At 46.2% G+C, this 26,054-nt stretch carries 23 protein-coding genes; 11 read left to right on the plus strand and 12 right to left on the minus strand.

From position 1 onward, the window contains the following. Nucleotides 1-235: 235 nt before the first annotated feature. The 5 genes from CLV59_RS13145 to CLV59_RS13165 form a co-directional block, all read right to left on the minus strand. The gene (locus tag CLV59_RS13145) at nucleotides 236-883 is read right to left on the minus strand and encodes a hypothetical protein (RefSeq protein ID WP_111592508.1); all 648 of its coding nucleotides are present in this window, start codon (nucleotides 881-883) and stop codon (nucleotides 236-238) included. Between the two features lie 6 nt (nucleotides 884-889). Beyond that, nucleotides 890-1,396: an RNA polymerase sigma factor gene (locus tag CLV59_RS13150; RefSeq protein ID WP_111592509.1), complete on the minus strand. Its 507-nt coding sequence runs from the start codon at nucleotides 1,394-1,396 to the stop codon at nucleotides 890-892. Between the two features lie 260 nt (nucleotides 1,397-1,656). Continuing rightward, nucleotides 1,657-2,637 carry a hypothetical protein gene (locus tag CLV59_RS13155; protein ID WP_111592510.1) on the minus strand — a complete coding sequence of 327 codons (981 nt, stop codon included), beginning with the start codon at nucleotides 2,635-2,637 and terminating at the stop codon, nucleotides 1,657-1,659. Between the two features lie 205 nt (nucleotides 2,638-2,842). Next, entirely contained in the window at nucleotides 2,843-3,829 is a 987-nt protein-coding gene (locus CLV59_RS13160) for a hypothetical protein (protein ID WP_111592511.1), read from the minus strand. A gap of 166 nt (nucleotides 3,830-3,995) precedes the next feature. After that, the gene (locus CLV59_RS13165) at nucleotides 3,996-5,192 is read right to left on the minus strand and encodes a serine hydrolase domain-containing protein (RefSeq protein WP_111592906.1); all 1,197 of its coding nucleotides are present in this window, start codon (nucleotides 5,190-5,192) and stop codon (nucleotides 3,996-3,998) included. Nucleotides 5,193-5,402: 210 nt separating this feature from the next. On the opposite strand from CLV59_RS13165, the gene CLV59_RS13170 reads away from it, so the two are divergent. The 6 genes from CLV59_RS13170 (at nucleotide 5,403) to CLV59_RS13195 (ending at nucleotide 11,229) form a co-directional block, all read left to right on the plus strand. Continuing rightward, nucleotides 5,403-5,756 (plus strand): hypothetical protein, encoded by a 354-nt coding sequence (locus CLV59_RS13170; RefSeq protein ID WP_111592512.1) that lies wholly within the window; start codon nucleotides 5,403-5,405, stop codon nucleotides 5,754-5,756. A 66-nt stretch (nucleotides 5,757-5,822) separates the two neighbouring features. Continuing rightward, entirely contained in the window at nucleotides 5,823-6,920 is a 1,098-nt protein-coding gene (locus CLV59_RS13175; protein WP_111592513.1) for a Gfo/Idh/MocA family protein, read from the plus strand. 377 nt (nucleotides 6,921-7,297) lie between these two features. Next, nucleotides 7,298-8,185 (plus strand): MBL fold metallo-hydrolase, encoded by an 888-nt coding sequence (locus CLV59_RS13180; RefSeq protein WP_111592514.1) that lies wholly within the window; start codon nucleotides 7,298-7,300, stop codon nucleotides 8,183-8,185. A gap of 123 nt (nucleotides 8,186-8,308) precedes the next feature. Next, nucleotides 8,309-9,892 (plus strand): DHA2 family efflux MFS transporter permease subunit, encoded by a 1,584-nt coding sequence (locus tag CLV59_RS13185; RefSeq protein ID WP_111592515.1) that lies wholly within the window; start codon nucleotides 8,309-8,311, stop codon nucleotides 9,890-9,892. Nucleotides 9,893-9,931: 39 nt separating this feature from the next. Continuing rightward, complete coding sequence (locus tag CLV59_RS13190; RefSeq protein WP_111592516.1) at nucleotides 9,932-10,381, plus strand: MarR family winged helix-turn-helix transcriptional regulator; 450 nt, start codon at nucleotides 9,932-9,934, stop codon at nucleotides 10,379-10,381. Between the two features lie 11 nt (nucleotides 10,382-10,392). Then, nucleotides 10,393-11,229: an adenine nucleotide alpha hydrolase family protein gene (locus CLV59_RS13195; protein WP_111592517.1), complete on the plus strand. Its 837-nt coding sequence runs from the start codon at nucleotides 10,393-10,395 to the stop codon at nucleotides 11,227-11,229. A gap of 535 nt (nucleotides 11,230-11,764) precedes the next feature. Here the strand turns inward: CLV59_RS13195 and CLV59_RS13200 are convergent. Further along, entirely contained in the window at nucleotides 11,765-12,031 is a 267-nt protein-coding gene (locus CLV59_RS13200) for a hypothetical protein (RefSeq protein ID WP_111592518.1), read from the minus strand. A gap of 406 nt (nucleotides 12,032-12,437) precedes the next feature. On the opposite strand from CLV59_RS13200, the gene CLV59_RS13205 reads away from it, so the two are divergent. Then, complete coding sequence (locus CLV59_RS13205) at nucleotides 12,438-13,283, plus strand: SDR family oxidoreductase (protein WP_146616188.1); 846 nt, start codon at nucleotides 12,438-12,440, stop codon at nucleotides 13,281-13,283. A gap of 57 nt (nucleotides 13,284-13,340) precedes the next feature. Here CLV59_RS13205 and def read toward each other — a convergent pair whose 3' ends face one another. Then, nucleotides 13,341-13,832, minus strand: coding sequence for a peptide deformylase (gene def, locus CLV59_RS13210; protein WP_170137738.1), 492 nt, complete (start codon nucleotides 13,830-13,832; stop codon nucleotides 13,341-13,343). Nucleotides 13,833-13,919: 87 nt separating this feature from the next. Here def and CLV59_RS13215 point away from each other — a divergent pair, with 87 nt between their 5' ends. Next, nucleotides 13,920-14,753, plus strand: a complete 834-nt coding sequence (locus CLV59_RS13215) for a helix-turn-helix domain-containing protein (RefSeq protein WP_111592907.1) — start codon at nucleotides 13,920-13,922, stop codon at nucleotides 14,751-14,753. 74 nt (nucleotides 14,754-14,827) lie between these two features. Then, nucleotides 14,828-15,778, plus strand: a complete 951-nt coding sequence (locus CLV59_RS13220) for a hypothetical protein (protein ID WP_111592521.1) — start codon at nucleotides 14,828-14,830, stop codon at nucleotides 15,776-15,778. 95 nt (nucleotides 15,779-15,873) lie between these two features. Here CLV59_RS13220 and CLV59_RS13225 read toward each other — a convergent pair whose 3' ends face one another. Further along, nucleotides 15,874-16,467: a porin family protein gene (locus CLV59_RS13225; RefSeq protein ID WP_111592522.1), complete on the minus strand. Its 594-nt coding sequence runs from the start codon at nucleotides 16,465-16,467 to the stop codon at nucleotides 15,874-15,876. A gap of 165 nt (nucleotides 16,468-16,632) precedes the next feature. On the opposite strand from CLV59_RS13225, the gene CLV59_RS13230 reads away from it, so the two are divergent. Together CLV59_RS13230 and CLV59_RS13235 are read left to right on the plus strand one after the other, a co-directional pair. Beyond that, on the plus strand, nucleotides 16,633-17,484 hold the full coding sequence (locus CLV59_RS13230; protein WP_111592908.1) for an NAD(P)-dependent oxidoreductase: 852 nt from the start codon (nucleotides 16,633-16,635) through the stop codon (nucleotides 17,482-17,484). 41 nt (nucleotides 17,485-17,525) lie between these two features. Next, complete coding sequence (locus CLV59_RS13235; protein WP_111592523.1) at nucleotides 17,526-19,121, plus strand: Na+/H+ antiporter; 1,596 nt, start codon at nucleotides 17,526-17,528, stop codon at nucleotides 19,119-19,121. Here CLV59_RS13235 and CLV59_RS13240 read toward each other — a convergent pair whose 3' ends face one another. From CLV59_RS13240 to CLV59_RS13255, 4 genes are all read right to left on the minus strand, one after another. Then, entirely contained in the window at nucleotides 19,122-21,755 is a 2,634-nt protein-coding gene (locus tag CLV59_RS13240) for an alpha-L-rhamnosidase (RefSeq protein ID WP_111592524.1), read from the minus strand. A gap of 69 nt (nucleotides 21,756-21,824) precedes the next feature. Beyond that, nucleotides 21,825-22,529, minus strand: coding sequence for a hypothetical protein (locus CLV59_RS13245; protein ID WP_111592525.1), 705 nt, complete (start codon nucleotides 22,527-22,529; stop codon nucleotides 21,825-21,827). A 61-nt stretch (nucleotides 22,530-22,590) separates the two neighbouring features. Beyond that, nucleotides 22,591-23,151, minus strand: a complete 561-nt coding sequence (locus CLV59_RS13250; protein WP_170137739.1) for a PAS domain S-box protein — start codon at nucleotides 23,149-23,151, stop codon at nucleotides 22,591-22,593. A 262-nt stretch (nucleotides 23,152-23,413) separates the two neighbouring features. Continuing rightward, nucleotides 23,414-25,369, minus strand: a complete 1,956-nt coding sequence (locus tag CLV59_RS13255) for an alpha/beta hydrolase family protein (RefSeq protein WP_111592527.1) — start codon at nucleotides 25,367-25,369, stop codon at nucleotides 23,414-23,416. Nucleotides 25,370-26,054: the final 685 nt, after the last annotated feature.

Genomic DNA, 26,054 nt, shown 5'->3' on the forward strand with positions numbered 1-26,054 from the left:
AATATCATCATCATATCATTACCACATCATTACCACATCAATCCCACATCATCATCCTATCATTAGCGCACCGGCAGTACTTTATCACATCATTACCTTATTGCATCATTACCTCATCATCGGCAACTACCATCCACCATCCACTCCAGTTTCCCGTTTCTATTTCCAATATTCCTGTATTCCAGTATTCCAGTGTTCCAGCATTCCATTATTCCATTATCACATCATTCTCCTCTTACTCTGACTTATAATCCTCAATCTTGTCGATCATATCCATGGCTTTTATCATGGGTGTCCATTCTTTTCCTCTGAACAATAATTTAAACCACTTTTGATCCCTATGGTCTATCCGAATATTTACAAAGAGCCAGATAGCGAGGCCTGTAAAAAGCCCTGTTGCCAGGATTTGGAAGATAATCGCTGGAAGTCCATTTTCTACGAAGAGCTGCCGGGAAAGGAAGAAGGTAGTCCACAGCGGAAGCTGCAACCATGACAGGCGGGCTACCCAAAGGGTGGAAGACAGTAGCCTGGCCAGTCTTTCCTGGGTAGCTAATATGGGATCATCCATATTGACTTGCTGTATTAATACTAGTTGATATAAATAAATGCCGATTGCTATACTGGTAATTGCCGATTGCAGCAGTGCTGATACCAGGAAAAATAAACTGGCATGTGACCAGAGATGTATCAGCAAATAATCAACTCCCAGGCACCATAGTATTCCTATCACCACTGCCAATACCTTCCCTGGTTTCATGGAAGCCAGCAATGATTGCACTTTCAGCCCGGTGATATCCCTGGTAAGTTGTTTGTTCAGCTGTAGGTTGGCCTCCAGCTGCTGGCTATAGTTTTTCCAGAGATCTAATATTTCTGTGTTTTCCATTTTCGTTTACTTGTTGTGGGTGGTAAAATGTAGTTTCATCGACTGTTTAATCCTGCTCAGCTTTGTGGCAACATTGGTAGTGGTCAACGCCATGATATCCGAAATCTCCTGGTAACTATGCCCGTCCAGGTGGAGTAAAAGCAAAGCCCTGTCCAATTCAGACACCTGGGCAATAAATCCATATAACATCGCTACCCGCTCCGATTGCAATTCCTCCCCGGAAGAAACCGCAGGCAGCTCTAATAACTCCTCCGCATATGGCACATCCAATATCCTTCGCCGATACTCCTGCCGATATGCCGATATCGCCACATTCAACGCTATCCGGTATATCCAGGTAGAATAGCGATACTGATGATCATAAGTATCAAACGACCGCCATAGCTGATAAGTGATCTCCTGCGCCAGATCTTTCCGGTCAGAAGGATTCGGACAGTATGCATGTACAATCTTATAGATAATGCCCTTATGCTGCTGGATCACCTCCAGAAATAATTCCGATTTGTCTGCCATATTTGTCTGTATCAAAACAGGATTTAAATGTAAAAAATCAGTCAGGCCTGCTGATATTATATTATTCGCAAAAGGGAGGAAAAAATCACAAGAAGAAGAAAAAAAATATCAGATTGATAATGACAGGATTATATCTCCTGGAAAGTCAATGATAGCTGATGTTCTGCTAATATATAGCAATATCTGCTCTCTCAAATAGAAAAGTCCCCCAGGAAACCCTGAAGGACTCTACTTTATAACCGATTGTCAATTAGTATTCTCTATCTTATAACTACTGTCGTATCCTGCCTCCAGGAATTTTCAGAGATGGAAATACCTAATGGCACGCCACTGTTGGGAGCAGTAATACTAATAGTAGTCAACGTATTGCGCTTTGGACGCAAAGTAATACTTCCTAAGTTCTGAATGGTCCCATTGGTACGCAGCAACCGCAGACTTACCGGTAAATCGCGCCAGAGATTATCGCCATAGGTATAATCGTGGGCCGTGTAAGTAAATGCACGGTTAGCAAGATTACTTACTGGTATCGTCTTAGGAGCTGCCATGTAACCATAATCCACCAAAAGACTGCCATCGCTGAAATTTTCCGGTTTGAATCGAATACCATAGGTGAAACGCTTCAATGGAATGGTCAGCGTGGACTCCGTCAGGTATCCCTGGTATTGTCCATAATAGGTATCCAATTCTGAATAGATACTCTCCTCATAGCCATATGCACTGGTGGCTACCCTAAAAAAGGTTAAGGTGTCCAGGAAGGCGTAAAATACCTGATTAGGCCCGGTGCTGTCGGTATACAGCCTATTGCCAATGGATCTGTTCAAGGGAGTACCCGGAAGAAAACGAGTATTGGTAAGGCTGTCTGTTATTTCAAATAATCCCAGCCCACTACCTTTTTTGATAGCTGCCACCCGGATCGTAAAAAACGGTCCTTTAGGAAGATTCAATGTTAGAGAGTCCAGAGAGGTGAAAATCCCCTGTGCATATGGATTAAAATTACCCCAGCGCACATCCACTGCATAAATAGTGCTGTCCGGATTAATACGCGCATTAACGGCCTGACGACCCAGTGGGGATGCCTCCGCTTGTAAATCGCCACTCAACTTTAATTTGACATTTACCATTTCTCCGGACCATCCAGGATTCGTCTTTCCCGGCGCAGGTGCGGAATCATTTTTCTTACATGCATACAGTACAGATATTAGGATCAGGGAACCTAACACCAAAAATCGAGGTGTTTTCATATTTATTTCGGGTTTAAAAAAGAGAGAATTTGGTTACAAACAAATACGTTGACAAACGGTATAGTTTTACAAAAATAGGGTAGAAGAGCCGAACCCCGAGCTTCCCGGAAATGAATATTTTATGCTAGACAAATTAAAGAAAAAAGTCCTTCCATGTTTCCGGGAAGGACTTTGTATTATAACCAATTGTCAAATTGTTGCTACATTATCGTACTACAATGGTGGTATCAAAATTCCAGTTGTTTTCTGAAATGGAAATACCCAAAGGAATACCATTATTAGGCGCCGTAACGCTCAGTGTAGTCATCGTGTTGCGCGCAGGATAAATCGTTACATTGCCAATGTTTTGAATATTTCCATTGGAACGCTGCCATTTCAGACGTACCGGCAATCCATACTGAAGATTACTGCTAAACGTGAACTCATGGGCGGTATAGGTGAAAAACGTATCCGCCAGATTTTTAATTTCCAATGTTTTACTCGCGGCATAATAGTCGTAATCCACCAATAACTTACCATCCGTGAAGTTCTGTGGTTTGAAACGGATACCATAAGTTAAACGTTTCAAAGGAATAGTAATACTGGTCGCCTGACTGTCTTGCGGGGCTCCCTGATAAGTACCATAGTAAGTATCCAATTCTGAATATTTCTTCATTTCATAACCATAATTTGTTGCTACTACGAAGTTGGAAAGAGTATCCAGGAAACCATACTGTAACGCATAAGGACCTACGCTGTCTGTAGACATACGATCGGTAATATAACGATCCAATCCCGGACCAGACAGAAAACGGCCATAACCCATAGGACCATCTGATTCATATAAGCCCAGACTGCTACCTTTTTTAATAGCTGCTACCCTGATCTTAAAGAACGCGCCTTTGGGAAGATTCAAATTGATAGAATCAATAGAAGTGAATAAGCCCTGTGCATATGGCTTATAATCACTCCAACGTACATCTACGGCATAAATAGTATTCTCAGGTGTAGTACGTGCATTACTCGCCTGTCGGCCCAAAGGAGATGCTTCCACCTGCAAATCTCCGCTGAACTTCAGTTTGACATTCATCGTCTCTCCAGACCATTTGTTGTTAGCATTTTCAGGTACAGGAGCGTTGTCATTTTTTTTACATGCATACAAAACCGACATCAGGACCAATGATCCCAACACCAGTGCTTTAGGTGTTTTCATAATTTATTCGGATTTTAAAAGAAAAGAGAAATTGGTTACAAACAAGACTGATTAACAATACAATTTAACGGGGTCAAAAATAGGAAGGATTATCTGAACGAAGTTGATTTATTTGCAGCTAGACAAAATTAAAACGGCCATATGTATTTTCATATGACCGTTAGCGTTATTTCTCAGGAATTGCTTCCAGTAGTTTACCTATCATCTCCCCAATTGCTTTACTTTCAATCCATCGTACAACGGCCACCAGGTTATGTTCTGGGTCCACATAGATAATGTTGGCGCCATTGCCTATATGAATATATGAAGATACAGGCGCCTTCGCCGCCAGTTTATGATCGGTATTTAAAAACCAGTTCATATAGCCGTAACCGTTATTAGCAGCAGTAGGAGTAAGCGATTGTTTTACCCATTGCTCAGACAGCAACCTGCTTCCATTCCATACGCCCCTGTTCAGCGTTAAAAGGCCGAATCTCCCCATATCATATGTATTGATGTACATCCCGCCACCATAGTGACCGCCGCCACTGACCGACTGCACAGGCTGTCCGTCCAGCACTATCCATGCATTGTGATATCCCATCCAACGCCAGGTAGAGGAGGCGCCGATAGGCTCCATAATATACTGCTGCAATACCTGTGGCAACGGTTTACGCCAAACATTAGTGGCGGCCAAAGCCAGCGCATTTACACGCGTATCATTGTATTTCCATACTGCTCCTGGTGCATGACGTGGCCGCGTTTTCCAGGCATTGAAATTACTGTCCGGCCGATCCGCCCAATCTGGTTTTCCCCACAGCGTTCCTTCCCAGTCGCTCGTCTGACGCAACATCACATCCCAGGTCAACTGACGGTTATGCGCAGATGCAAACGGGGTGATGATTTCTGTAGGCTGTCCCGGATGATAGACCTCCACAGGAGGCATGTATTGCGCTACGGTATCATATACGCTTCGTATCAAACCCTTATCCACGGCCACCCCTACCACTGCTGAAAGGAAACTTTTCGTCACGCTGTTGGTGATATCCACCCGCGATGGCTGCCCCCATTCCGCAATTATATATCCTTTGTAAATGATGATGCCACTAGGATCTGCACGATCTATCAATGCGCCAACAGGCTCGCTGTAAGGCTCTTTACCAAAAGATTGCCACTGTGCCGAATCCATATTCCTGCTCTGCCTGGATTCATTCTTAATAGCAAACTGGATGGCGGCATCCAGCTTGTCCGACCGCAGGCCCAATGCCGCTGGCGTTCGATGCTCCCAGTTGTCCCGGGGAGGGAAATAAGTTTTAGAAGATGTTTGCTGTGCCTGTGTGGCGCCAGTTGCCAGTAATAATGCAGCGATCAGAATTTGTTTCATGAAGATAAAAATAGCAGTTTGCAGGAATGAAAACAAGGGAGATGAATTATCTTTCCCCCAGAATTTTTCTAACGAGCTATGAACCAAATTTACATTACAGAAACTTTTAAGTTGCCCAAGTGGAGACAGATATGTGCTATAATAACATTGTTGTTGTGTGGAGGGGCATGTCTAATTACAATCTGGCAGTCGCTCGAAAATCCCAAGGTTTTGATAGCTACTGCTATATTGCTATTGGTTATTGTATCCATCTATGTTTACATTCGGACCCGATTGGAACTGTCAGATCAGGAGATCATGTATTTTGATGGGATGAAACCCGTGTATGTAAAATGGAGTAATGTTGTAGCAATAGATATGAAAATGAAAGGTAAGTATTCGGAGCTGGAGGTTTTTGTTTATTACGATAACAGAAGATTTACACTGGATGCTACTCATTTTGGGAAGAAACAACTGAAAAGAATATTAGAGTTACTGGAGATGAAAGTCGATCAGTCCCTGTTTTCGCCGTCCTATCAACAACTGCGTGCGGAAAGACTGCCCCGTTCCGTAGCCAGCAAATAATATGACACAGGCATTGTGGTTGTGTTAAATTATTTGTATTTTAATCGCAACCATCAATTCCACCTTATGAACTCACGTCGTCGTTTTCTGCAAAAAATGGCTATCACTGCGGCGGGCCTCCCTTTGCTGCGTTTTCAATCGCTCGCCGGTAACTTCCGCAGAGATGAACCTGTTTTACGCGTTGCCATGATGGGCCTCGGCGGCTACGCCAATCGCGTAGCAGATGCCATGAAAGCCTGTACCAAAGCCAAGATTGTAGGTGCTATCAGCGGAACACCCACAAAGTTATCCGACTGGCAACAACGTTTCGGAATTCCCGTTAAGAACTGTTATAACTACGAAAATTTCGATCAGATAAAGCACAACCCGGATATTGATGTCGTGTATATCACGACGCCCAATGCGTTGCATCATAGCCAGGTGCTGCGTGTAGCCGCTGCCGGTAAACATGTTATCTGTGAAAAGCCTATGGCCCTTAATGCAAAAGAAGGACAGGAAATGGTAGACGCCTGCCGGAAAGCGGGCGTACAGCTGCTTGTAGGCTACCGTATGCACTTCGAGCCGAAAACGCTGGCTATAACGGAAATGCGTAAACGAAATGAATTCGGTAAAATCATGTTCTTTCAGGGGCAATGCGGTTTTCGTATAGGCGATCCTACGCAATGGCGACTGAATAAGGAACTCGCCGGCGGCGGATCTATCATGGACATCGGTATTTATGCGATTAATGGCGCACGGTATATGGTGGGAGAGGAGCCTGTCTGGATCACCGCTCAGGAAATTAAGACAGATCCTGTGAAGTTCAAACCCGGCGTGGATGAGACTATCCAGTTCCAAATGGGATTCCCCAGCGGAGCCATTGCTTCCTGCCTGTCTACCTATAACATGAACTACCTGGATCGTTTCTACCTGAACGGCGAAAAAGGATTTGCAGAACTGCAACCCTCCACCGGTTACGGTCCTATTAAAGGCAGAACTAACCAAGGCGAGCTTACCCAGCCGCATGTAACGCACCAGACCGTACAAATGGAGGAAATGGCAGATATCCTGTTAAGAGGGAAAAAGCCCGCTATCCCTGTGGATGGGGCAGAAGGCGTGCGGGACCTGAAAATTATTGACGCCATTTATGCCGCAGTCCGCAGCGGTAAAAGGGAAATGCTGTAAAAAAACCGGCTATAACGCTGCCGGTGGGCGACTCACTTGCTGGAGCGATTACAAACCAAGGGATGGACTACCGCAAAGGTCATTATGGATATGCCCGTGAAGGTGGCTGCCTCCTGTAGCTGGAAATGCGGGAAAATGGCTACATCTATCCATGACCTTGATCCGCATTAGCTATACGGTAAGATCCTGCTCGCACATGTAAACTGGTTACTTTGAGCATTTACCTATATAACCATTGAAGAGAAGAAATGTTTTGGTTAGTACTGCTGACTTTGTGGCATATACATCAGACCGCTGAAAGATACCAACTACGTATAGCCTTCAGGGTTATCACTGAAAATGGTATCTTTGGCTTCTGAAGATCTAACTGCTACCTCATGAAATGGACTATTTCCGCATACAGCACGGCTTTGTTTGCAACCTGGTATTTTGTAGAAGAACTGGGCGTATTATTCGATGCCGGCGATGGACTTACCTCCGCCTTATTGCAGAAAAGCCGTAAGATCAATCATGTATTTATCTCACATGCCGACAGAGATCACCTCACTGGCCTCTTACAATTAAATCAACTGAACGCCCGGCCTGGCTTTCCTATTATTTATTATCCCCGCGATAGTCGCTCTTTCCCTGCTATGGCGGAGTTTCTCCAGCGCTTTGATCCGCATACCTCCGGTATTCAATGGAAGCCAGTGGCGCCCGGAGATGAAATCTGGCTGAATGAACACCTGGTAGTAGTGCCTGTCAGAAATGAACATGTGGATGCCCCGCCAGACGTTATCCGTAGCCTGAGCTATCAACTGGTAGAAGTAAAACAAAAGATTAAACCCGAACTAATCGCACTTCCTCCGCAAGAGATTAGACGTATAATCCTGGAACAAGGCAAAGAAAATACAACGATGGAGGTGAGACGCACGCTACTCGGCTATTCCGGCGATACGCCCGTCGATGATCCGGAACGCTGGAATCATACGGATATCCTCATCCATGAAGCCACTTTCATTAGCAGCGAAGGAGATATTCCCCATAAAGGATACAAGAATAAACATAGTCGCCTCGAGGAAGTAATGGAGATGGTCAGTAAATTAGATATAAAACAACTCATCCTCGGACATTTCTCCACCCGCTATGACCAGGAGCAGATAGATGGAAGCATACGCTCCTTATGCCGCAAATACGGCATTCGTATACCGGTTTATCGCGTGCTCCCCGGCGCTACCATGTGGGATATCCTGAACAGTGCCCCCGTGAACGCCTCGCTTTTATAGCGACTCGTGTCTCCCGAAATAATATATAAAATATTGATATTTAATTAAATAAGGAATTTATAAATAAATAGTTTGAATTCAAACAGTTTTATTTCTAACTTTGTGTGGTAATCAGAACAAGCTATGCAACAGGAGCTACCCTCGCTAGTAGAGTATGGACCACGGAGAGCAATTATCACTATTACCGCTGTCGTATGTGCCTTACTGGAAATAATTGATACCACCATTGTAAACGTTGCCCTCCCGGATATGAGAGGGAGCCTCGGCGCTACACTCAATGAAGTAAGCTGGGTGATCACCGCTTATTCGCTCGCTAACGTGATCATCGTACCATTGACCAGTTGGTTGTCGCAACAATTTGGCCGCCGTAATTATTTCGCGGCCTCTGTCATCATCTTTACCATATGCTCCTTTCTTTGTGGTAATGCCACCAACATCTGGGAGCTGGTAGTATTCCGATTTATGCAGGGACTCGGTGGCGGCGCATTGCTGGTAACATCCCAAACCATTATCACAGAAAGCTGGCCTACGGAGAAACGCGCTACTGCACAAGCGATTTATACGTTGGGCGTAATTGTGGGACCTACTCTCGGTCCTCCATTGGGCGGTTACATCATCGATAATTTTTCCTGGCCTTATATTTTTTATATCAATATCCCTGTAGGTATTGTGGCCACTTTGCTGACCTTACAGTTTGTTCGCAGTCCGCAGTATGAACAGAAACGCAGCGCCTCACAGGTAGACTGGCTGGGCATCTTCCTGTTGGCAGTGGGTATTGGCTCTTTGCAGTTTGTACTGGAAAAAGGACAGGAAGAAGACTGGTTTAGCAGTGGAATGATAATTATCTTGTCTGTAATCGCAGTTTTTGGTATCTTCTTCTTCATTTGGAGACAATGGGTATATGAATATCCTGTCGTGGAATTAAGGGTGTTACGAAACGGAAATCTTCGTATAGGCGTGATACTTTCTTTTATCATGGGATTCGGCCTCTTTGGATCTACGTTTGTGATACCATTATATACCCAATCCTTACTCGGGTGGACCGCCCAGCAATCAGGGATGTTGCAGTTGCCCAGTACTATATTCGTAGCGGTGATGATGCCCGTGGTAGCCATTCTGATTCAGAAAGGCGTACCACAGAAATACCTGATCGCCATCGGTATGAGCGTGTTCTTTATTTATAGTTATATGTCGTATAAGGTGTTGGGGCCAGACACGTCTTCGGCGGACTTCTTCTGGGTATTAATTATTCGCGGATTCGGACTTGGATTATTATCGGTTCCCGTGAGTACCATGTCGTTGTCCACACTGAAAGGTAAGGAAATCGGGCAGGGAGCGGCCTTCTCCGGAATGATGCGCCAATTAGGCGGCGCTTTCGGGGTGGCATTGATATCTACGTTCGTGACCCGTCAGACGGACTATCACCGCAGTACCCTGGTGGATCACCTGGATGTCAATAATCCGGATGTGATGAACCGGATATCGCAGACGGCCGCCAGTATGCATGCCAAAGGATTTGATATCGGTACTGCCCAGCAGAAAGCCTACGCACTGATGGATGCCAGTGTCATGAAACAAGCCACCATTCTCTCTTACATGGATGTATTTCTCTGGGTAGGGGTGATGTTCCTGGTTTGTGTTCCTTTTGTATTGCTCTTTGTAAAGACTTCCAGGAACAAGGTAAATATGGCGGATGCGGCACATTAAATTACCCGGCATCCTGCCGAATGCAATATCTTTGTTAATATGGAACCTATATTGAATAAAGTAGATCTGGCGCGGGAATTAGGCCGGGAAACAGCAGAGTTAAGGAATGAATTACGACAGTTTCTACAGAAGAAAATTAAAGAAAGCAATTGGGACATCAGTTTTGAACTGCTGGAAATCCTTGGCCTGCTCTATAAAAGAGACGGCATGATTCAGCAGGAAATTGCAGATATCCTGATAAAAGATAAATCCAGTGTCACTTACCTGATCACTAATCTGGTAAAAAGAGACCTGGTGGAAAGAACGGAAGACCAGACCGACCGACGCAATAAACAGATCTTCCTGAAGGCAAAAGGTCGTGAGTTGATACAACAGCTGGGCCCCTGGGTGGAAGAACTGTATACCAAAGCCACACAGGGTATTCCTGTGGAGAATATCGCGTTGGCACTGGCTATAGCCCGAAAAATGAACGAAAATCTGAAGTTATAATATTTGATAAGATGAGAACATTACTGATACCTGTAGACGCCAATACCACCTATCTGACACTGATCGACTATGCTGCAGCATGGGTGAAAAAGTATGAATACCAGCGAGTGGTGCTGTTGCAGTCGCTCTATGAGAATGTTTTCAGTACCATGGCCATGTCGGCCGATTTTGTAGCGGTTCATCCGGATAATATTTCCCAGCACAGGGAAAATGTGATGTGGAAACTGAACGACCTGGCACAAGCTCTCCAGAGAATAGTAGGCGCCTCCGTGGAAGTAACCATGGCCTGGAGCGAATTACCCTTACTCCGCGCCATTATGGATGCTATCCACACAGAAAATCCCCAGTTAGTAATGCTGGAGAACAAAAATTCAGACGACATCATCAGTACTTCGCTGATAGCCATCGCCAAGGCCAGTCCTGTAAGGGTGCTGGTGGTGCCCGCTGGCATGGCTTATCAGCCTGTTGAGAAAGCCATGATACCAGTGGATTTCAAAGCCCTGCAAACACTGGATAAAATCAAACACTTCCAACATACGCCGCTCTGGGTACCTTCAGAACTGGTCATATTGAATGTAGACCCGCAACAACACTACCAACATCCCACCGAAGAGTTTAATACAGCCATGGAAAAGCTGAAATCGTATCTGCATAAATATAATTTCCATGTAGAATTCCGGGATGATGAAGATATCATCAGCGGGATTGTTGACTACGCACACAATGGCAGCATCCAGCTGATTGTGGCTTTACCAGGCAAACACAGTTTCCTGTATACTCTGACACATAAAAGTATTTCTGAAGGAATTTATAAAGCAGCGCAGCTGCCAGTGATGATTTTGAAGTAAGACTGTTTTGGGGGAACAATGGATGAAATTCATCATGTTCCAAAGTCCTCGGTTTTTGAGGGAATTTTCTCGGACGTATTATGTCATCATTATTAATAAAAGAATAGGGATAGTCATAGGCGTATTTCGTAGAGTCATTAGCGTTACACAAATGTAATGGCTTCCAATAGGTTACGGACCCGGAAAAACACCTTTTCACATACGTGAAAAACACCCCTGTCTCTAGATAAGTCATTTGAGAGCTCAAAATATGGACGTCTGCGACGTCCATATTTTGAGCTCGTTTTTTTAGTTGTACCGGCCCGCCGGGCCGGTACAACAGGCCGTTGGGAAGTTTCCATCCTGAGTCGCGCAATTCCATGTTGTATCCCTATTGTCGTGTCCAAACAGGAGGAATCATAGGTTGTCCCTGCCTGCCGGGCCGGTACAACAGGCCGTTGGGAAGTTTCCATCCTGAGTCGCGCAATTCCATGTTGTATCCCTATTGTCCTGTCCAAATAGGAGGAATAATAGGTTATCCCTGCCTGTCGGACCGTTACAACAGGCCGTTGGGAAGTTCCATCCTGAGTCGCGCAATTCCATGTTGTATCCCTGTTGTCGTGTCCAAATAGGAGGAATAATAGGTTATCCCTGCCTGTCGGGCCGTTACAATAGGCCGCTGTACAATTCCATCCTGAGTCGCGCAATTCCATGTTGTATCCCTATTGTCGTGTCCAAACAGGAGGAATAATAGGTTGTCCCTGCCCAGCGGGCCGGTACAATAGGCCGTTGGGAAGTTCCATCCTGAGTTGCGCAATTCCATGTTGTATCGCTGTTGTTGTATCCAAACAGGAGGAATAATAGGTTATCCCTGCCCGCTGGGCCGTTACAACAAGCTGCCGTGCAATTCCATGCTGTATCCTTGTTGTCGTGTCCAAATAGGAGGAATCATAGGTTATCCCTGCCCGCTGGGCCGTTACAACAAGCTGCCGTGCAATTCCATCCTGCTTACTTGCAGTCCTTACCCGAACACCAGGGAGTCACGCAATTCAATCATGTCCCCCTGTTGTCCCTGCCCAACGGGCAGGGACAACAAAAAAACCAAACTCAAAGGAATGAGGTCGAAGACCTCATTCCTTTGAGTTTAAAAAAAATACTCTTTTTTACACCTGTCGGTTTTGTTCTATTTTCCCCCTGTACCCACTATTACCTTTGATAAAAAAAAGAACATGATAGCAATTACAGGCGCTACCGGCAACCTGGGCCGGGCCACCATACAGCATTTACTGAAATCAGTTGCTCCTGAAAATATTACGGCTGTTGTCCGTGATCCTTCCAAACTGGAAGCTGTTCCCGGCATGCAGGTGAAGTTGGCCGACTATGACGATTATAATTCTTTGGTCGAAGCTTTCCGTGGCGCAGATACGCTGTTACAGATTTCCAGCGCTTCCTATGGCGACCATGCTGCTATGCAGGAAGAGCAGGTCGTGAAAGCCGCTGCTGCCGCCGGCATACAACACCTCGTATATACCAGTACTCTGCAACCTGCTGCCATCGCCATTTTCGACGCCGGACGATCCTGCTACAAGACAGAAGTGAACATTCGCAACAGCGGCATGAACTACACTATTTTCCGTAACAGTATGTACCTGGAAACAATCCCATTATTCATCGGCGAAGCCATGGAAACAGGACAGATACGCTATCCTGGCGGAGAAGGCGCCATTAGCTTTGTAGGCAGAGATGATATTGCCGCCGCCCTGGCCAAAGTACTGACTGCTCCAGCACAAGGTGGCCGCAGCTTCAATATTACCGGAGACCGTGCTTATTCATTCGGCGACATCGCCCGCATCCTGGGCGAAGAAAGAGGCCTGGCCGCTTCTTATACCAATATCTCAGATGAAGAATTCAGACAGGAGTTGGAAGCATTTGGTATGCCTCCGGTGGCAGTCGATTTCTACAGCAGCATGGCGGCGAGTATCCGCAACCGTGAATTCAGCATGACAGATATGACCTGGCAACAATTCCTGGACAAACCTACCCTGGACGTACGGGCTTTCCTGGGCGGAAATTGATTCCGGGAATCACCAGTTCCTGTGTGGGCGCACAGGAACTGGTGGTTAGGTTATTCCCTACATTTTATCGATGTAGAGGATGCCATCCAGATGATCCATTTCATGCTGAATCATCCGGGCAGTAAAACCCGCATACGTTTTTTCCTGTTCGCGGAAACGCGCATCCAGATAACGAATGGTGATCTGCCACGGACGTACTACCTGGCCAGATTTACCTGGAATACTCAGACATCCCTCCAGGTCGGTGGCAGTAGTATCCGACTGATAAATAATTTCCGGGTTGATAAATACTTCTCTGATTCCCTTGTTATCCGGAAACTGTTCCAACCTTTCGGCGCCTCGTACCTGTTGCCAGGTGGAGATACTGTCTGCTACAAATAGGCGGATAGGGATGTTCACCTGTGGCGCTGCGAGTCCGCAGCCATGAGCGGCATACATGCTATCCCACATATTATGAATCAGTTTATGTAACTGAGGATAGTTCCTTTGAACGGCTATTGCTGGCTGGCGAAGGATTTCCGCCGGATATTGTACAATGGGAAGGCGCATTTTTTCTGTGAAGATCTGTTGCTGTCTGCTTTTACAATGGGATAAATTAGACAAAAATTGCATGGCCCGGATAAGTACCTTTGTACGATGCCACTGACTTTGTTCCAGATGATTCATGCTGCCGCTTCCCGTCATGGGGGCCGTATGCTGCCTGTATCTGCCGCTGCCGGCCATTTGGTGGCAGGCATGTACCTGGTACCCCTGGCTGCTGGGAAGTCGCTCCCCCTTTGCGCTGACGGATTCCCTGCATTGGCGGTGGCTTTACATCTCCCTACAACTATACTCATCAGACATCAGCAAAAAACATATCCAGTGGACAGTGCCTGGTGTTGCAGTCCACTGTTACAAGCCGCTGAAATGGATGTCTCTGGGGAAGATGGACTGTTATTGGTGATCCGATTTTATCCTTCGGCATTTGCGCAGTTATCCCGAAAGTCTATGCAAGAGATGCGGCAAACGCCTGTATGGCGGCCGGAAGAGATATGGGGAGACGACATAACCGCCGTGCTGCACGCGCTCAGAGAGCTTCCATCAGTGCATGCAAAATGCGAGTGCCTGGAACATTGGGCCATGGCTCAAAAGATCATTCCGCCGAATCCATTGGTAGATGATATGATGTGGCAGGTGATAACGGGAGACGACATTCCGGAAGTCAAGTCCTTTACTGGTACGCTCGGAAGAAGTTACAAATGGCTGGAAAGAAATTTTAACCGCTATACTGGCCTTGCGCCGAAAGAATTTATCTGTCAGCAACGCTTCGTCAAAGCTTGCGTATCCTTGTCATTAGCCGCGCGTCCTGATTACCTCGCTTTGGCGATGGATCATGGTTACTGCGATCAACAGCATCTCTCCCGGGAGTTCCGCCGTTTTGCGGGAATCAGCCCTCGTGTTTTTCACCAAAAAAATAGTAGTAATTTTTAGGAAACTTTAATCTCTTGGTATTGAAAAAAATCACACTTTTGCACCTCGATTGCTAGTGTCTTAATTTTTATTCCATGAGGTTCCTGATACCTTTCCTGACTGGCGTAATGGTGGCCGCCAGTAGCTATGCCCAGACAGATGTAGTGCTGAAGAAGAAAACAGTAGGCGATTCTGTGCTGACGAATAACCGCGAAATAATTTTGCCGGAGCCTTTCAATGGCCAGAAAGCCATGTTGGCACTCTTTCCCGGTCGATATTATAATCTTACCCGAACTTATAAAAATGAGATGGTCAACTGGTCATGTCCTACCTGTAAGGCAAAGCCGTACGAGGATGTGAATGAAGATGGCGGCGGTCCTTTCCCTTATAAACAAGGTGTGGCCACTCGCCTGATGAATATCATGGATTTCAAGGACTTCACTGGTATGCAGTATAAGGTGATCAGCTTTAACCACTCTGAGTTTGATGAAGATGGTATGCAGACTTCCCGCTTCACTGGCGGTTTGCTTGGTCTCGCCAAATTTGTACTCACAGACGGCGGTTGGAAACTGCGTATGTATACCCCTGCCATCAAGGCTTACGGGGCATTCAGTCAGTGTCCTACGCCTAAACCACTGCTGATTGGGCAGGATCAATATGCCTTTATCCTCCGTCATTCCAATGGCCCTGGCGGTGGCCCTTTCTTTACCACCCTTTACCTGATTGCCGGTATGAACGGCAACTACCAGGAAGTAATGGCAGCCTACGGCGTTGAAAAAAGCGGCGGCGATAACGAAGATGGACATTTCAGTACCTGGACCAGCGAGTATAGCGTTCCGGCCAGCGATAAAAAATATTTCCGCGATATCATCATCACCTGGAAAGGCACTTACCACACCGACGACCTTGAGCCATTGCCTGCAGAGGTAACCAAGCTGATTAAAAAAGGTAAGAAAACCGGTAAGTTCACACTGGTGCAAAGATTCGTGTATAAAGGCAGTAAAGGATATGAGCTGCAACCTGCCCCACAGGTAACCGTGAATTAAGGTTCACGCAAAGGTCGCAGAGAAAGCGCAAAGGCGCAAAGGAATAATATTTCCTTTGCGCCTTTGCGCTTTTCCTTTGTGTCCTTGCGAGCAACCTAACGGATATCTACGCCCATACCCACTTGTATTTGCTGCGTTTTCCAGCTGTAACGATCATCTATGCCATTAATATTCGTCAGTCCCTGCACAAACCGGCCATAGAAGTGTACCGGCTTCACATTCACGGTAACTCCGCCTACGACGCTGAGATTATTCCGTTTGAAAGCATCTCTGTTGTACATGAGTAAGCTCTCGTTGCTGTAAAAGAGAAAGCTATATTCTGGTCCGACATTAATCGTAAAGCGACTGTTGATATTGTATTTCAGCAAAAGCGGAATACTGACGTAGTTTAATTTGATATGACTACTTCCGTCTCGGTTATAATCATTGACATATTTTTCGCTGAAATCGTCATCACGGGTGCTGTAGGCCTGGGTGTAGAGTAATTCCGGCTGAAAGCCAAACTTCTTGTTGAAATCCCATCCGCCAAACAGTCCCAGCTGTACGCCAGGCGTATAGCCAGGTTTGATACCTTCGCCAGTAACTTTGTAAAGATTGAGATCCGCTTTGGCGCCAAAGTGAAATGTCTGTCCATGAGCAAAGATCCAGCCGCTCATCAAAAACAGGGACGTGAGTATTTTCTTATACATAAGAAAGTTGTTTTAACGGGTATTAAGGACGCAAGCTTAATAACTGTTCCCCAGTATCCCGAACAGAAATAGACAAGCCGGGTGATTTTGGCCATCATTACAGAAAATCTCTCGTCCGGTTTTTTGTTATCTTTATTTGACAAAAGCGATAATAAACATATAACTATGATAGCATTTTTAGGAATGGGCCTTTTGGGTTCCAATTTTGTAAAGGCATTAAGAAAGCGGAATGAGGCAGTACAGGTATGGAATCGTACCGCTTCTAGAGCGAAAGCCCTCGAAGCGGATGGTGCGGTAGCTTTTGAAAATGTAGCCGATGCGGTGCGTGGCGCAGAAAGGGTACATATCGTGGTGAAAGATGACGCCGCCGTAGATGAAGTACTGGCAGCAGCATTACCAGGACTTCAACCTGGCGCCATCATTATCGATCATACCACTACCTCCAAAGAAGGCGCTATTGCCAGAACAGCCGCCTGGAAAGAAAAAGGCTTTACGTATATGCATGTTCCCGTATTCATGGGGCCTGCCAATGCGTTGGATAGTACCGGTTATATGTTAACTTCCGGAGATCAGGCACTGATTCAGAAAATGCAGCCAGTACTCGCGGCTATGACGGGGAAAGTTCTGAACCTGGGATCGGAAGTAGGCCGTGGCGCTGCATTGAAGCTGATCGGAAATCTCTTCCTCGTGACATTCACCGCCGGATTGGTAGATACCTTTGCACTGGCGAAATCCATGGATGTGCCTGTAGAGGCAATTTCCGACCTGTTTAAAGAATGGAGTCCTGCCAATGCATTACCATTACGTATCCAGCGTATGACTGCGGGAGACTACAGCAAACCATCCTGGGAACTCAACATGGCCAGAAAAGATACCCAGCTGTTTATGAACGAAGCCGATAAGGCAGGCGTTTCACTGAGCATCATCCCGGCTATTGCCGCACTGATGGACCAGTGGATTGAAAAAGGTCATGGTAATGAAGACTGGACGGTAATCGGGAGTGCGAATGTAAAATAAGCATCGACAATACTTACATCCATACTGCAAAGCAGCCCCATATGTTAGCAACCTTTATTCAGCATATACTGCTCGTCATCATTATTCTGTTTTTGAGTATGCTGGCAGGACAGCTGAAAATTGCGTATCCTGTTGTGCTTTGCCTGGCAGGATTAGTGTTAAGTACGGTGCATGTACTTCCGACTATCGCGATCAACCCCGAAATGATCCTTCTGATATTCATGCCGCCTCTCTTATACGAGGCGGCATGGTATACCTCCTGGAAAGATCTATGGCGATGGCGAAGAGTGATCCTCAGCTTTGCCTTTCTCATTGTTATTATGACTGCCGGCGTGGTAGCATTGGTATCTACCGCAATCATCCCCGGTTTCACCCTGGCATTAGGCTTTCTGCTGGGGGGCATCGTGTCTCCCCCTGATGCTGTTTCTGCTACCAGTATCCTCAAATATGTAAAGGTCCCAAAAGCAATTGCGAGTATCCTGGAAGGGGAAAGCCTTATGAACGATGCCAGCAGCTTGATTGTAGTCCGATTCGCCCTGCTGGCGATAACCACTGGCCAGTTTGTGTTTTCCCAGGCGGCGGTGAGTTTTGTGATCGTGATTGTAATGGGCGTATTGATTGGGTTACTGATAGCGCTGGTTTATTACACGGTTCACCGATGGCTGCCCACGACTACGCAGGTGGATATCGTACTTACCCTCACAGCGCCTTATGTGATGTACATTACGGCGGAAACCTTTCATGGTTCCGGTGTGCTGGCGGTAGTGGCCGGAGGACTCTTTCTATCTGCCCGCAGTCACAAGTTTCTTTCTAATCGTAGTCGTATAGCCGGCGCCGATGTATGGGCTACCCTTGGATTTATTTTGAACGGACTCGTATTCATGCTGATAGGACTGGAACTACCGGTCATCATCAAGGAACTGGGTACCAGCAGCGTTTGGGAGGCTATTAAATATGGCCTGATCATCACTTTGGTACTGATTGTAGGCAGAATATTATCGACTTTAGGAACCTCCGTCTTCACCACCTTTATCAGTAGATACATCAGAACTGCTAATAGTCGGCCTGGCTGGAAAGGCCCGCTGATCATCGGCTGGGCGGGTATGAGAGGCGTAGTGTCGCTGGCAGCAGCGTTATCCATTCCGGTGTATATGGATAACAAAGGTCATCTGTTCCCGCAACGTAATCTCATCCTCTTCATTACTTTCACCGTCATCCTGCTGACATTGGTGATACAAGGACTCACACTGCCAACCCTCATCCGATGGATTAACCCGCCGGATGATGATCATGCGCTGCCCAAAGTAGACCAGGAAAGAAAGGTCCGGAAGAAATTATTACATGAAAGCATGCGTTTCCTGGATGAAGAGCATCAGGAAGCGCTGGCCTCCAATAGTGCCGTAAAGAAAATGCGGGAAGAACTGGAAGAATTGCATCTCCTTACCAGCGGCAAAGAAGGTACAAAGGAAGAGAAGGAAGAATATCTCACGATATCCCTCCGACTAATCGATTATCAACGGGAAGTGCTGAATGACTTAAATAAAGACTACGCCACTGATCATGAAGTCATTCGCAAGTTCCATGAACTCCTGGATGTAGAGGAAGAAAAACTCCGCTTGCAATTTGATATCGGCTGATTACCTCGTGGGCATGCGCAGTAAATATGTTACTGGTCCGGGTTCCCTGATCTCAATAGTTTTATACTGGGCGCCTTTTCCCAGGAATTTCCCATCCACATAAACATTTTCTTTATCGTTGGCCTGCGTGACAAAAGTGGCGCTGGTATTGGCTGGTATCGCAATCGTTACTTCCATACCTATACCCACTCTTCTCCATTTCACGGATACATGGCCATAAGGCGTATGGTGACTGGCTTTTACGCTATCCAGTTCAGTCGTGAATCCGGGCTGGATAATCATATGCTTAAAACCAGGCTGACTTTCATCTGGCCGGATACCTGCCAGGTGTTTATACATCCATGCGCCGATTTCTCCAAACATAATATGGTTGCGGGAGAGATCAGATTTCGCCTGGATAGGCCAGTTTTCGTATAGGGTGGTGGCGCCGTTTGTAATCCACCAACCCCAGGAGGGCTCTTTGTGGGCGCTGGCGAGTTGCACCGCCAAATCATGATAGCCGTTTTCACTGAGTGCATTCAGGATGGTTTTGGTCCCCAGTAGGCCTACGTCCAGCTGGTTATGATCCTTTTTTACCCGTTTGGCCAGTGCTGCGGCTATTTTGCCGACCAGCGAGTCTGGGGCCAGTTTCCAATACAGGGCAACAGATTGTTCCGTCTGGTAGCCCTGATCATATATGCCAGTGCGTGAGTCCAGGTATTGCCGGTTAAATGCATCCCGGATAAATTGTGCCAGTTGACTGTACTTTTCATAGTCAGTGGTGTGGCCCAGTAATCTCGCCGCTTTGGCGAGTATACAGACATCTGTATAGTAATAGGCCGTAGAGGTGAAGGGCACCGGCGTTTTGGATTTCACGGGCACCCAATCGCCCAGTCCCCAGGAGCAGAGGCCATCCGGACTTCTGGAGGTGATCTGATCTACATATCGTTTGATGGCGGGATAACAGCGACCCAGCGCAGTGGTGTCTCCATAATACAGATAAAGATTCCAGGGGATAATCGCGATGGTGCTGGTCCAGTCGGGCCCATTGCCCCATTCATATCCCCAGCCGCCGGTGGGCATTATAGATGGAAAAACGCCATTGGCCTGTTGTTCGTCCAGGTGGTCGTTCATCCATTTTTCGTAGACGGTAATGCCATCAAAATTATACAGGCCTGTTTCTGAAGCGATATGCGCATCTCCTGTCCATCCGTTTTTCTCTCGCTGTGGGCAGTCGGTCGGATAGCCGTACAGGTTAGAGAGATACGAATTATTCGTGGCTTCCCAGATGAGATTGAGCAGGGAGTTGGAAGTAGAGAGATGGCCGGCTGTCGGTACCGCACTATGCATACGTATGCCATGCAGACTTCCTTGTGTAAGCTGTAAAGGCTTGCTGCTGGTCACTTCTACGTATTGAAAACCTTTGTAGTTAAAGTGAGGCGTAAAGGTATGCGGCCCTTTCCCATCCAGGATATAGATATCTGTTTGGAAGGGGTCCGAATTATCTTTGGGTCGGTAGTGTACATCGATGTTGGATTGATCCACATGTCCATCTGGGTATAATTGCTCTCCGTGTTTTAGGCGGACAACTGTGCCGGCAGTGCCATCCAGCGTGATGCGGCTCATGCCCGCGATATTTTGTCCCAGGCTGAAAACCCAGTTAGTATCGCTGAAAGTACGTATAGTGGTGGCCGGTAGTATACTATCTGCCGTAATGGGTACCATTGTCTGCGATGTGATGACAGTTGCCGGCGCCATTCTGGTCTGGGCATTGGTCCATTGCTGATCGTTGAATCCGGGGGCATCCCAGCCGTGTTGGGCCAGGCGTAAGTCCTGGTGTTCGCCGGTATAGATGCTGTTGAAAGTAATTTCGCCGGTAGCTGTTTTCCAGTCTGGGCCGGAGGTAATGATGGATTGGGAGCCATCGCTGAAGGTGAGGTGGAGTTCCATGCAGAATGCCGGGCGATTGCGCCAGGGAGCCTTATCGAAATTCCATACAGCGGTGGATTGCAGGTTATACCAGCCATTGCCCAGTATCACTCCGATGACGTTTTCTTTTTCCTGTAAATCTTTGGTGACATCATAGGCGATGTACAGGAGTCGTTTATCGAACCTGGTGAACATGGGGTCCAGGAGGTGATTACCGATTTTATGACCATTGATATGGAGTTCATAGAGTCCGGCTGCGCTGATATAGGCGCGTGCGCTGGAAATTTTTTTAGGGGAGACGAATGATTTTCTGAACAGGGGCGCTGCTTTAAAATCGATGGGATGGTGATCGCTGATCCATTGCCCTTTCCAGTTGCGGGCATCCATCCTACCTGTTTCGAAGCTGCTGTGGGCGGCTGGGGTATTCTGCGAGGCAGATACCTGCCATTGGTATGCCGTGAATGGTTGCAGGGCCGGACCGTTGTATACGATCCGGTTATCTGGCGTACGGATGCTCCATACCAGGCTGTCCTGATAATATAGTTGAACGGTGAAACTATTGCTGGTAGCGCCTTCCCAGGAGAGCCTCGGATGTGGATTATCGATGCCCAGTGGCTGGGAGAGGTATTCGCAACGGAGGTTGGTAACGGCGGGCTGCTGTGCCTGGGCGATCAAAGCCCAACAGCCTGCAGTTAAAGCAGCGAGAAATTTACGAACGTGGAACATGTTCTTAGGTTGATGATCTGTGGTTAAGATAATCAACAAACTTCACTGCCGGAAATAAAATGGATGAGATTACTGGGCGTACCAGCGAAAATCATTTTGTCCGTTGCCGATGAATTGCAGCACCCATACCCCACATTCTTTGGCTTTGCTGATGGCTTCTTTATCCGCATGCATACAAATGTATATGGGTTGGAAGTAGAGGTGCCCGAATTCTGGTGTGGCATGCCGTAGTTGTTCCTCGAATTTCGGAAGCAGGGAGAGGTGATTCATTTCGAAATGATGTACCAGTGTGCCTACGAACAGTTCGGTGGTATTATAGGCGAGCATGTCCAGTTCCAGGGAGATACCTAGTCCGGAAGTGCGATAGAATTTCTGAAAGGAGGTAAAGGCATTGTGTTCTTCTCTCAGATAATCTGTCAGGTATTCTACTGCTTTGAGGGATGCAAATTCTCTCCAGTGGGTGGTGAAAATGCCCAGTGTTTTATTGGTATCTGCCTCATAGTCATGCAGGACGTTGCGGAGTGTGTCTACAGCTTCCTGGAATTCCATTGCATGGGACAGATTGGTGAGCATGGACTCATAGTATTTACTGTTGACAGGCAGTGCGTTCAGTCCTGCGTCCATTTGTACGACGAGGTGGTGGCATTCCGACTGTAGGTAGGTTTGCCACTGGTGCATGACGGTCACATGTTCGCTATGTAGTTGATGGATAGATTCAAGTATCTGGCTAAATCCCTGGAGTTGTGGGATAAATACTTCTGAAACCTTACGCATGGTTATTTTAGTGAAGGGCCCTGCACGAAGACAGGGCCTGGTTAAAAGAAATAAGTGAAAATTAATCCTCTTTCAGTGGCACTATGTTTACAATAGCCTGAAACAAGGTGTTGTTGTTGGGTTGTTCCATCAGACTTATGAAAGCCAGCAGCCTAACGGTTCTGCCATCTTTTGTTTTGATGTCCATGAAAGGTCTGACAATCGGCATGACGTCGTCCAACCAGGAGGTGACTACGTTATGTAGCCATTCTTGCAGGAATTCGGAGCACATGAAAGTCCATGATTTCCCAACCACTTCTTTGAATTTATAGCCGCATATGCGTCGCATTTCACGGTTCATGTAGGAAAACTTCAGGTCTTTGTCTACAAAGAAGACGCCTACTTCCGGAGGGGCATCTTGCTCATCTTCGATGAGGTCTTTGTATTGCGTAATAATTTTTTCCACGCGGGCGCCAGCCCTTTTGTACAAAACATAGATTAAAATTGCATTCAATGAAACCAGGAGTGCGACTATCCAAAGCAGTTCCTGTGATTTAATTACCTGGTACAGGCAAAATACTACAATGGATACGAGCACAGCAATAAGGATAGATTTGCGTACCGAATTTTTTCGTTTTGTCATTGGATATAGTTTTGTGGGTTTAACAAACATTTTAATAATAACAGTATACAGACACATGTCCTAATCTGATTTATCCTAATCTCAGCACGAGGGGGCGGCGTGCGGACCGGATAACATTTGTTGGTAATGGTTGATCTGTACTGTCTGATTATTGAGATACATTTTCTCAACAGAATAAATATCCGAAGGAAATTTGAATTTAGATGTCAATTATTAGTTATGCATTAGTTAATCTCATGTCATTAACATCTGATAAAGGTTTCTACTCCTGTTGTGAAAGCCATGTTGGTGGCTGTTTTCCTTGTAAATAATAGTCGAAAAACTGCATCATTTTAGTGCTAAAATCAAGGGCGGAGGGGCCTGTCAAAGCATGATTGCCATCGTTGTACTGGAGTAGCCAGGCAGGTTTGTGGAGTCGTCTTAAACCCAGAAAAAAAGAGAGGATATTATTGAAGGGGCAGGTGCCATCATTGGTGGTATGCATCAGCAGTAGGGGCGTATTCATGTGATTGGCCGCGTAGATGGGGGAGTTGTGGATATATTGTTCCGGCATCTCCCATGGGGTGGCCTTCATCCGAAATTGCCCATTTTCAAATTCGTCCTGTTTGGTCATACCATTCCAGATGATAGAATTATAGGCCGTCATCCAATCGCCCAACCCGGATGCAGAGCAGGCCGCCGCAAACTTATCCGAATGCGTTACCAGGTAATTGAGTTGCATAGCCCCCCAGCTACAGCCCTGAATACCCATATGCTTGCCATCTACATAAGGTAGCTTTTCCAGATATTCCGCGGCCCCAATTACGGCATCGTAGGCGCCTTGCATAGGATTCCCCGGTTGATAGTAGATATCCGGCGTAAACACCAGGTAACCGTTACGGGTATAGCTCGGAATATTGATATTACAGCCATTGGTCAGCGGTTCCAGCGGCAGATAGCTGTTGAGTCCATCCGACTTACGCTCATAGATATGCACAATAACAGGATATTTCCGGGAGCTGTCGAAGTTCCAGGGTTTATACAGGATACCTTGTCGTACCTGCCCATCAAGAGCGGTAAACTGTTGTAAGGAAGCGGTATAGTTACTATCTGATGGGGTGAAGGTAAGTTGACGGAAGGTTTTGAAGTTAGTGGTGGAGAAGAGGTTGGGAGGGAGGGTAGCTGTTTGTCTCCTTACAATAAAGCTATCCGAGTTCTTATCCTTCCTGGGTGTGTAATTGCTGCCATCAGGAACATATGGATTATTCATGATATCGTATTGTACATCCCCCATCGTGAGTACTTCCGGATCATTTCCCTTTTCGTTTTTGATCAGAAAGAAGCCATTTTGTTTATTGTCGGTATTGAAAGCGTTTAGCACCAATGGAAACGATATCACCCTTTGGGGTGATTCATTCTGAAACTCCTGGACATGGAAGAGTATATGATGCCGGGCGCCGTAGCCATTGGTGAGGTTTTTAGGAGGGATTTTTCCGGTAGGGTCCACGGACCATAGATCATAGGAGTCGTAGAGGTAGACGCGGGTGCTGGAGGCATTCCAGCCGGCGATACCGCGAGGGGAGGAGAATAGATCGTCTCGGTACAACCAATGGAGTTGAGTGTGCATAGCTGTGGAAAGAGCCGTCCTCTTTCCGGTAAGGACTTCATAGCTGTACCAGGTCTTGTTTTCAAAGAAGAGGATATATTGCGCATTGGGGGAGATGCCGCCGGTGGCAGTAGCACCCTTCACTACTGCGGGCAGATCCAGGGTATCCTGTTTAAGTGTTTGCACATCCATCAACACCAGGATTGGTGTAAGGGCAATAGTAGTCCGGTAGATGATTATTGTAGGAGTAGTGAAGAGTAACCTGGCCTGGATATCGCCCACTGGAATTTCAACGCCTGTTCTTAAATCTATCAGGAAGGTATTAGTTGATGGTGCATGCTGTTCCTCATTAGCTACCCAGATTTTCAGGTGCTCCTTTTTGCCGATACTTGGATCACTCTCTGTCATGAAATAAGCGAAAGGGAGGCCTGTTAGCATTCGTACCAGGCGTTTATGTGTCCAGTTGGCTTTCAGTAATTTAGGAACTCCTGCATGCTGCGCCCATAGTTCGTTCCCTTTGGTGAAGACACTCCAGCCACTGATCGTATCCGATCTCAGATCCTGCTGGCTATGAGCTATCAGCTGTGATAGTAGCAACAAAGCAAGGAGTAGGGCGCGGAAGAATGAGGGCATAGATGTGGCAGAATGGTTACATAGACAATATAGGGATTGGGGGTGAAGTGGGAGTGCGGTAGAGGGAGTATAATAACTTGTAGGGAGAAAGCTTCTCCTTACAAGTTATTATACTGATGGTTGAAAAATTGGGAGAATTTGGCTGATTCTGTTTGCTGATTTGTTGACTAAGAGGATGTTATAAGTCTTTGAAAAGGACCGTTATCGTCGTGCAAGGATCGCACTTTATTGTTGTTGCAAGAGTAGCAGTAGCAAATTGTCCATTGTTGAATGTTGTAAGAGAATATACAGTTAAACAACACCTGAATGGAGGATCTGTTATGTCTTGTAAATAAAGGAAATGCATGTGTCTTGCTGCTGATGCCATTGTTACAGCGACTAATGAAATGACAAAGGAAATAGCTAATAACAGTTTTGCATTTTTCATAGTTCTTATTGTTTAAAAGTTCGGAGAATGAGTATAGGATGGAGAATTTAAAAACCCTTTTGAGATGTTTGAATTGTGATAATAGTTCGGGTATTTAAGGTTGTGTAAAAAATGGATTATTTGTTTGACTACTTGGTTCCTCTAAGCAGCATTTGCCATGATGATAAGATGCATCATACATTTAAAAAAAATGTCTTGGTATAAATGCAACAGCCAGGATCAATGAATCTTACAGTTGGTTCTATGATGTAAATATAC

This window comes from Chitinophaga dinghuensis (assembly GCF_003259435.1).
GTDB classification, from domain to species: Bacteria; Bacteroidota; Bacteroidia; order Chitinophagales; family Chitinophagaceae; genus Chitinophaga; species Chitinophaga dinghuensis.

Bases quoted from the DNA above. Each gene is read 5' to 3' on its own strand.
- CLV59_RS13145 (WP_111592508.1), bottom strand. From the start codon at position 883: ATGGAAAACACAGAAATATTAGATCTCTGGAAAAACTATAGCCAGCAG.
- CLV59_RS13150 (WP_111592509.1), bottom strand. From the start codon at position 1,396: ATGGCAGACAAATCGGAATTATTTCTGGAGGTGATCCAGCAGCATAAG.
- CLV59_RS13155 (WP_111592510.1), bottom strand. From the start codon at position 2,637: ATGAAAACACCTCGATTTTTGGTGTTAGGTTCCCTGATCCTAATATCT.
- CLV59_RS13160 (WP_111592511.1), bottom strand. From the start codon at position 3,829: ATGAAAACACCTAAAGCACTGGTGTTGGGATCATTGGTCCTGATGTCG.
- CLV59_RS13165 (WP_111592906.1), bottom strand. From the start codon at position 5,192: ATGAAACAAATTCTGATCGCTGCATTATTACTGGCAACTGGCGCCACA.
- CLV59_RS13175 (WP_111592513.1), top strand. From the start codon at position 5,823: ATGAACTCACGTCGTCGTTTTCTGCAAAAAATGGCTATCACTGCGGCG.
- CLV59_RS13180 (WP_111592514.1), top strand. From the start codon at position 7,298: ATGAAATGGACTATTTCCGCATACAGCACGGCTTTGTTTGCAACCTGG.
- CLV59_RS13185 (WP_111592515.1), top strand. From the start codon at position 8,309: ATGCAACAGGAGCTACCCTCGCTAGTAGAGTATGGACCACGGAGAGCA.
- CLV59_RS13190 (WP_111592516.1), top strand. From the start codon at position 9,932: ATGGAACCTATATTGAATAAAGTAGATCTGGCGCGGGAATTAGGCCGG.
- CLV59_RS13195 (WP_111592517.1), top strand. From the start codon at position 10,393: ATGAGAACATTACTGATACCTGTAGACGCCAATACCACCTATCTGACA.
- CLV59_RS13200 (WP_111592518.1), bottom strand. From the start codon at position 12,031: ATGGAATTGCGCAACTCAGGATGGAACTTCCCAACGGCCTATTGTACC.
- CLV59_RS13205 (WP_146616188.1), top strand. From the start codon at position 12,438: ATGATAGCAATTACAGGCGCTACCGGCAACCTGGGCCGGGCCACCATA.
- def (WP_170137738.1), bottom strand. From the start codon at position 13,832: ATGCGCCTTCCCATTGTACAATATCCGGCGGAAATCCTTCGCCAGCCA.
- CLV59_RS13215 (WP_111592907.1), top strand. From the start codon at position 13,920: ATGCCACTGACTTTGTTCCAGATGATTCATGCTGCCGCTTCCCGTCAT.
- CLV59_RS13220 (WP_111592521.1), top strand. From the start codon at position 14,828: ATGAGGTTCCTGATACCTTTCCTGACTGGCGTAATGGTGGCCGCCAGT.
- CLV59_RS13225 (WP_111592522.1), bottom strand. From the start codon at position 16,467: ATGTATAAGAAAATACTCACGTCCCTGTTTTTGATGAGCGGCTGGATC.
- CLV59_RS13230 (WP_111592908.1), top strand. From the start codon at position 16,633: ATGATAGCATTTTTAGGAATGGGCCTTTTGGGTTCCAATTTTGTAAAG.
- CLV59_RS13235 (WP_111592523.1), top strand. From the start codon at position 17,526: ATGTTAGCAACCTTTATTCAGCATATACTGCTCGTCATCATTATTCTG.
- CLV59_RS13240 (WP_111592524.1), bottom strand. From the start codon at position 21,755: ATGTTCCACGTTCGTAAATTTCTCGCTGCTTTAACTGCAGGCTGTTGG.
- CLV59_RS13245 (WP_111592525.1), bottom strand. From the start codon at position 22,529: ATGCGTAAGGTTTCAGAAGTATTTATCCCACAACTCCAGGGATTTAGC.
- CLV59_RS13250 (WP_170137739.1), bottom strand. From the start codon at position 23,151: ATGACAAAACGAAAAAATTCGGTACGCAAATCTATCCTTATTGCTGTG.
- CLV59_RS13255 (WP_111592527.1), bottom strand. From the start codon at position 25,369: ATGCCCTCATTCTTCCGCGCCCTACTCCTTGCTTTGTTGCTACTATCA.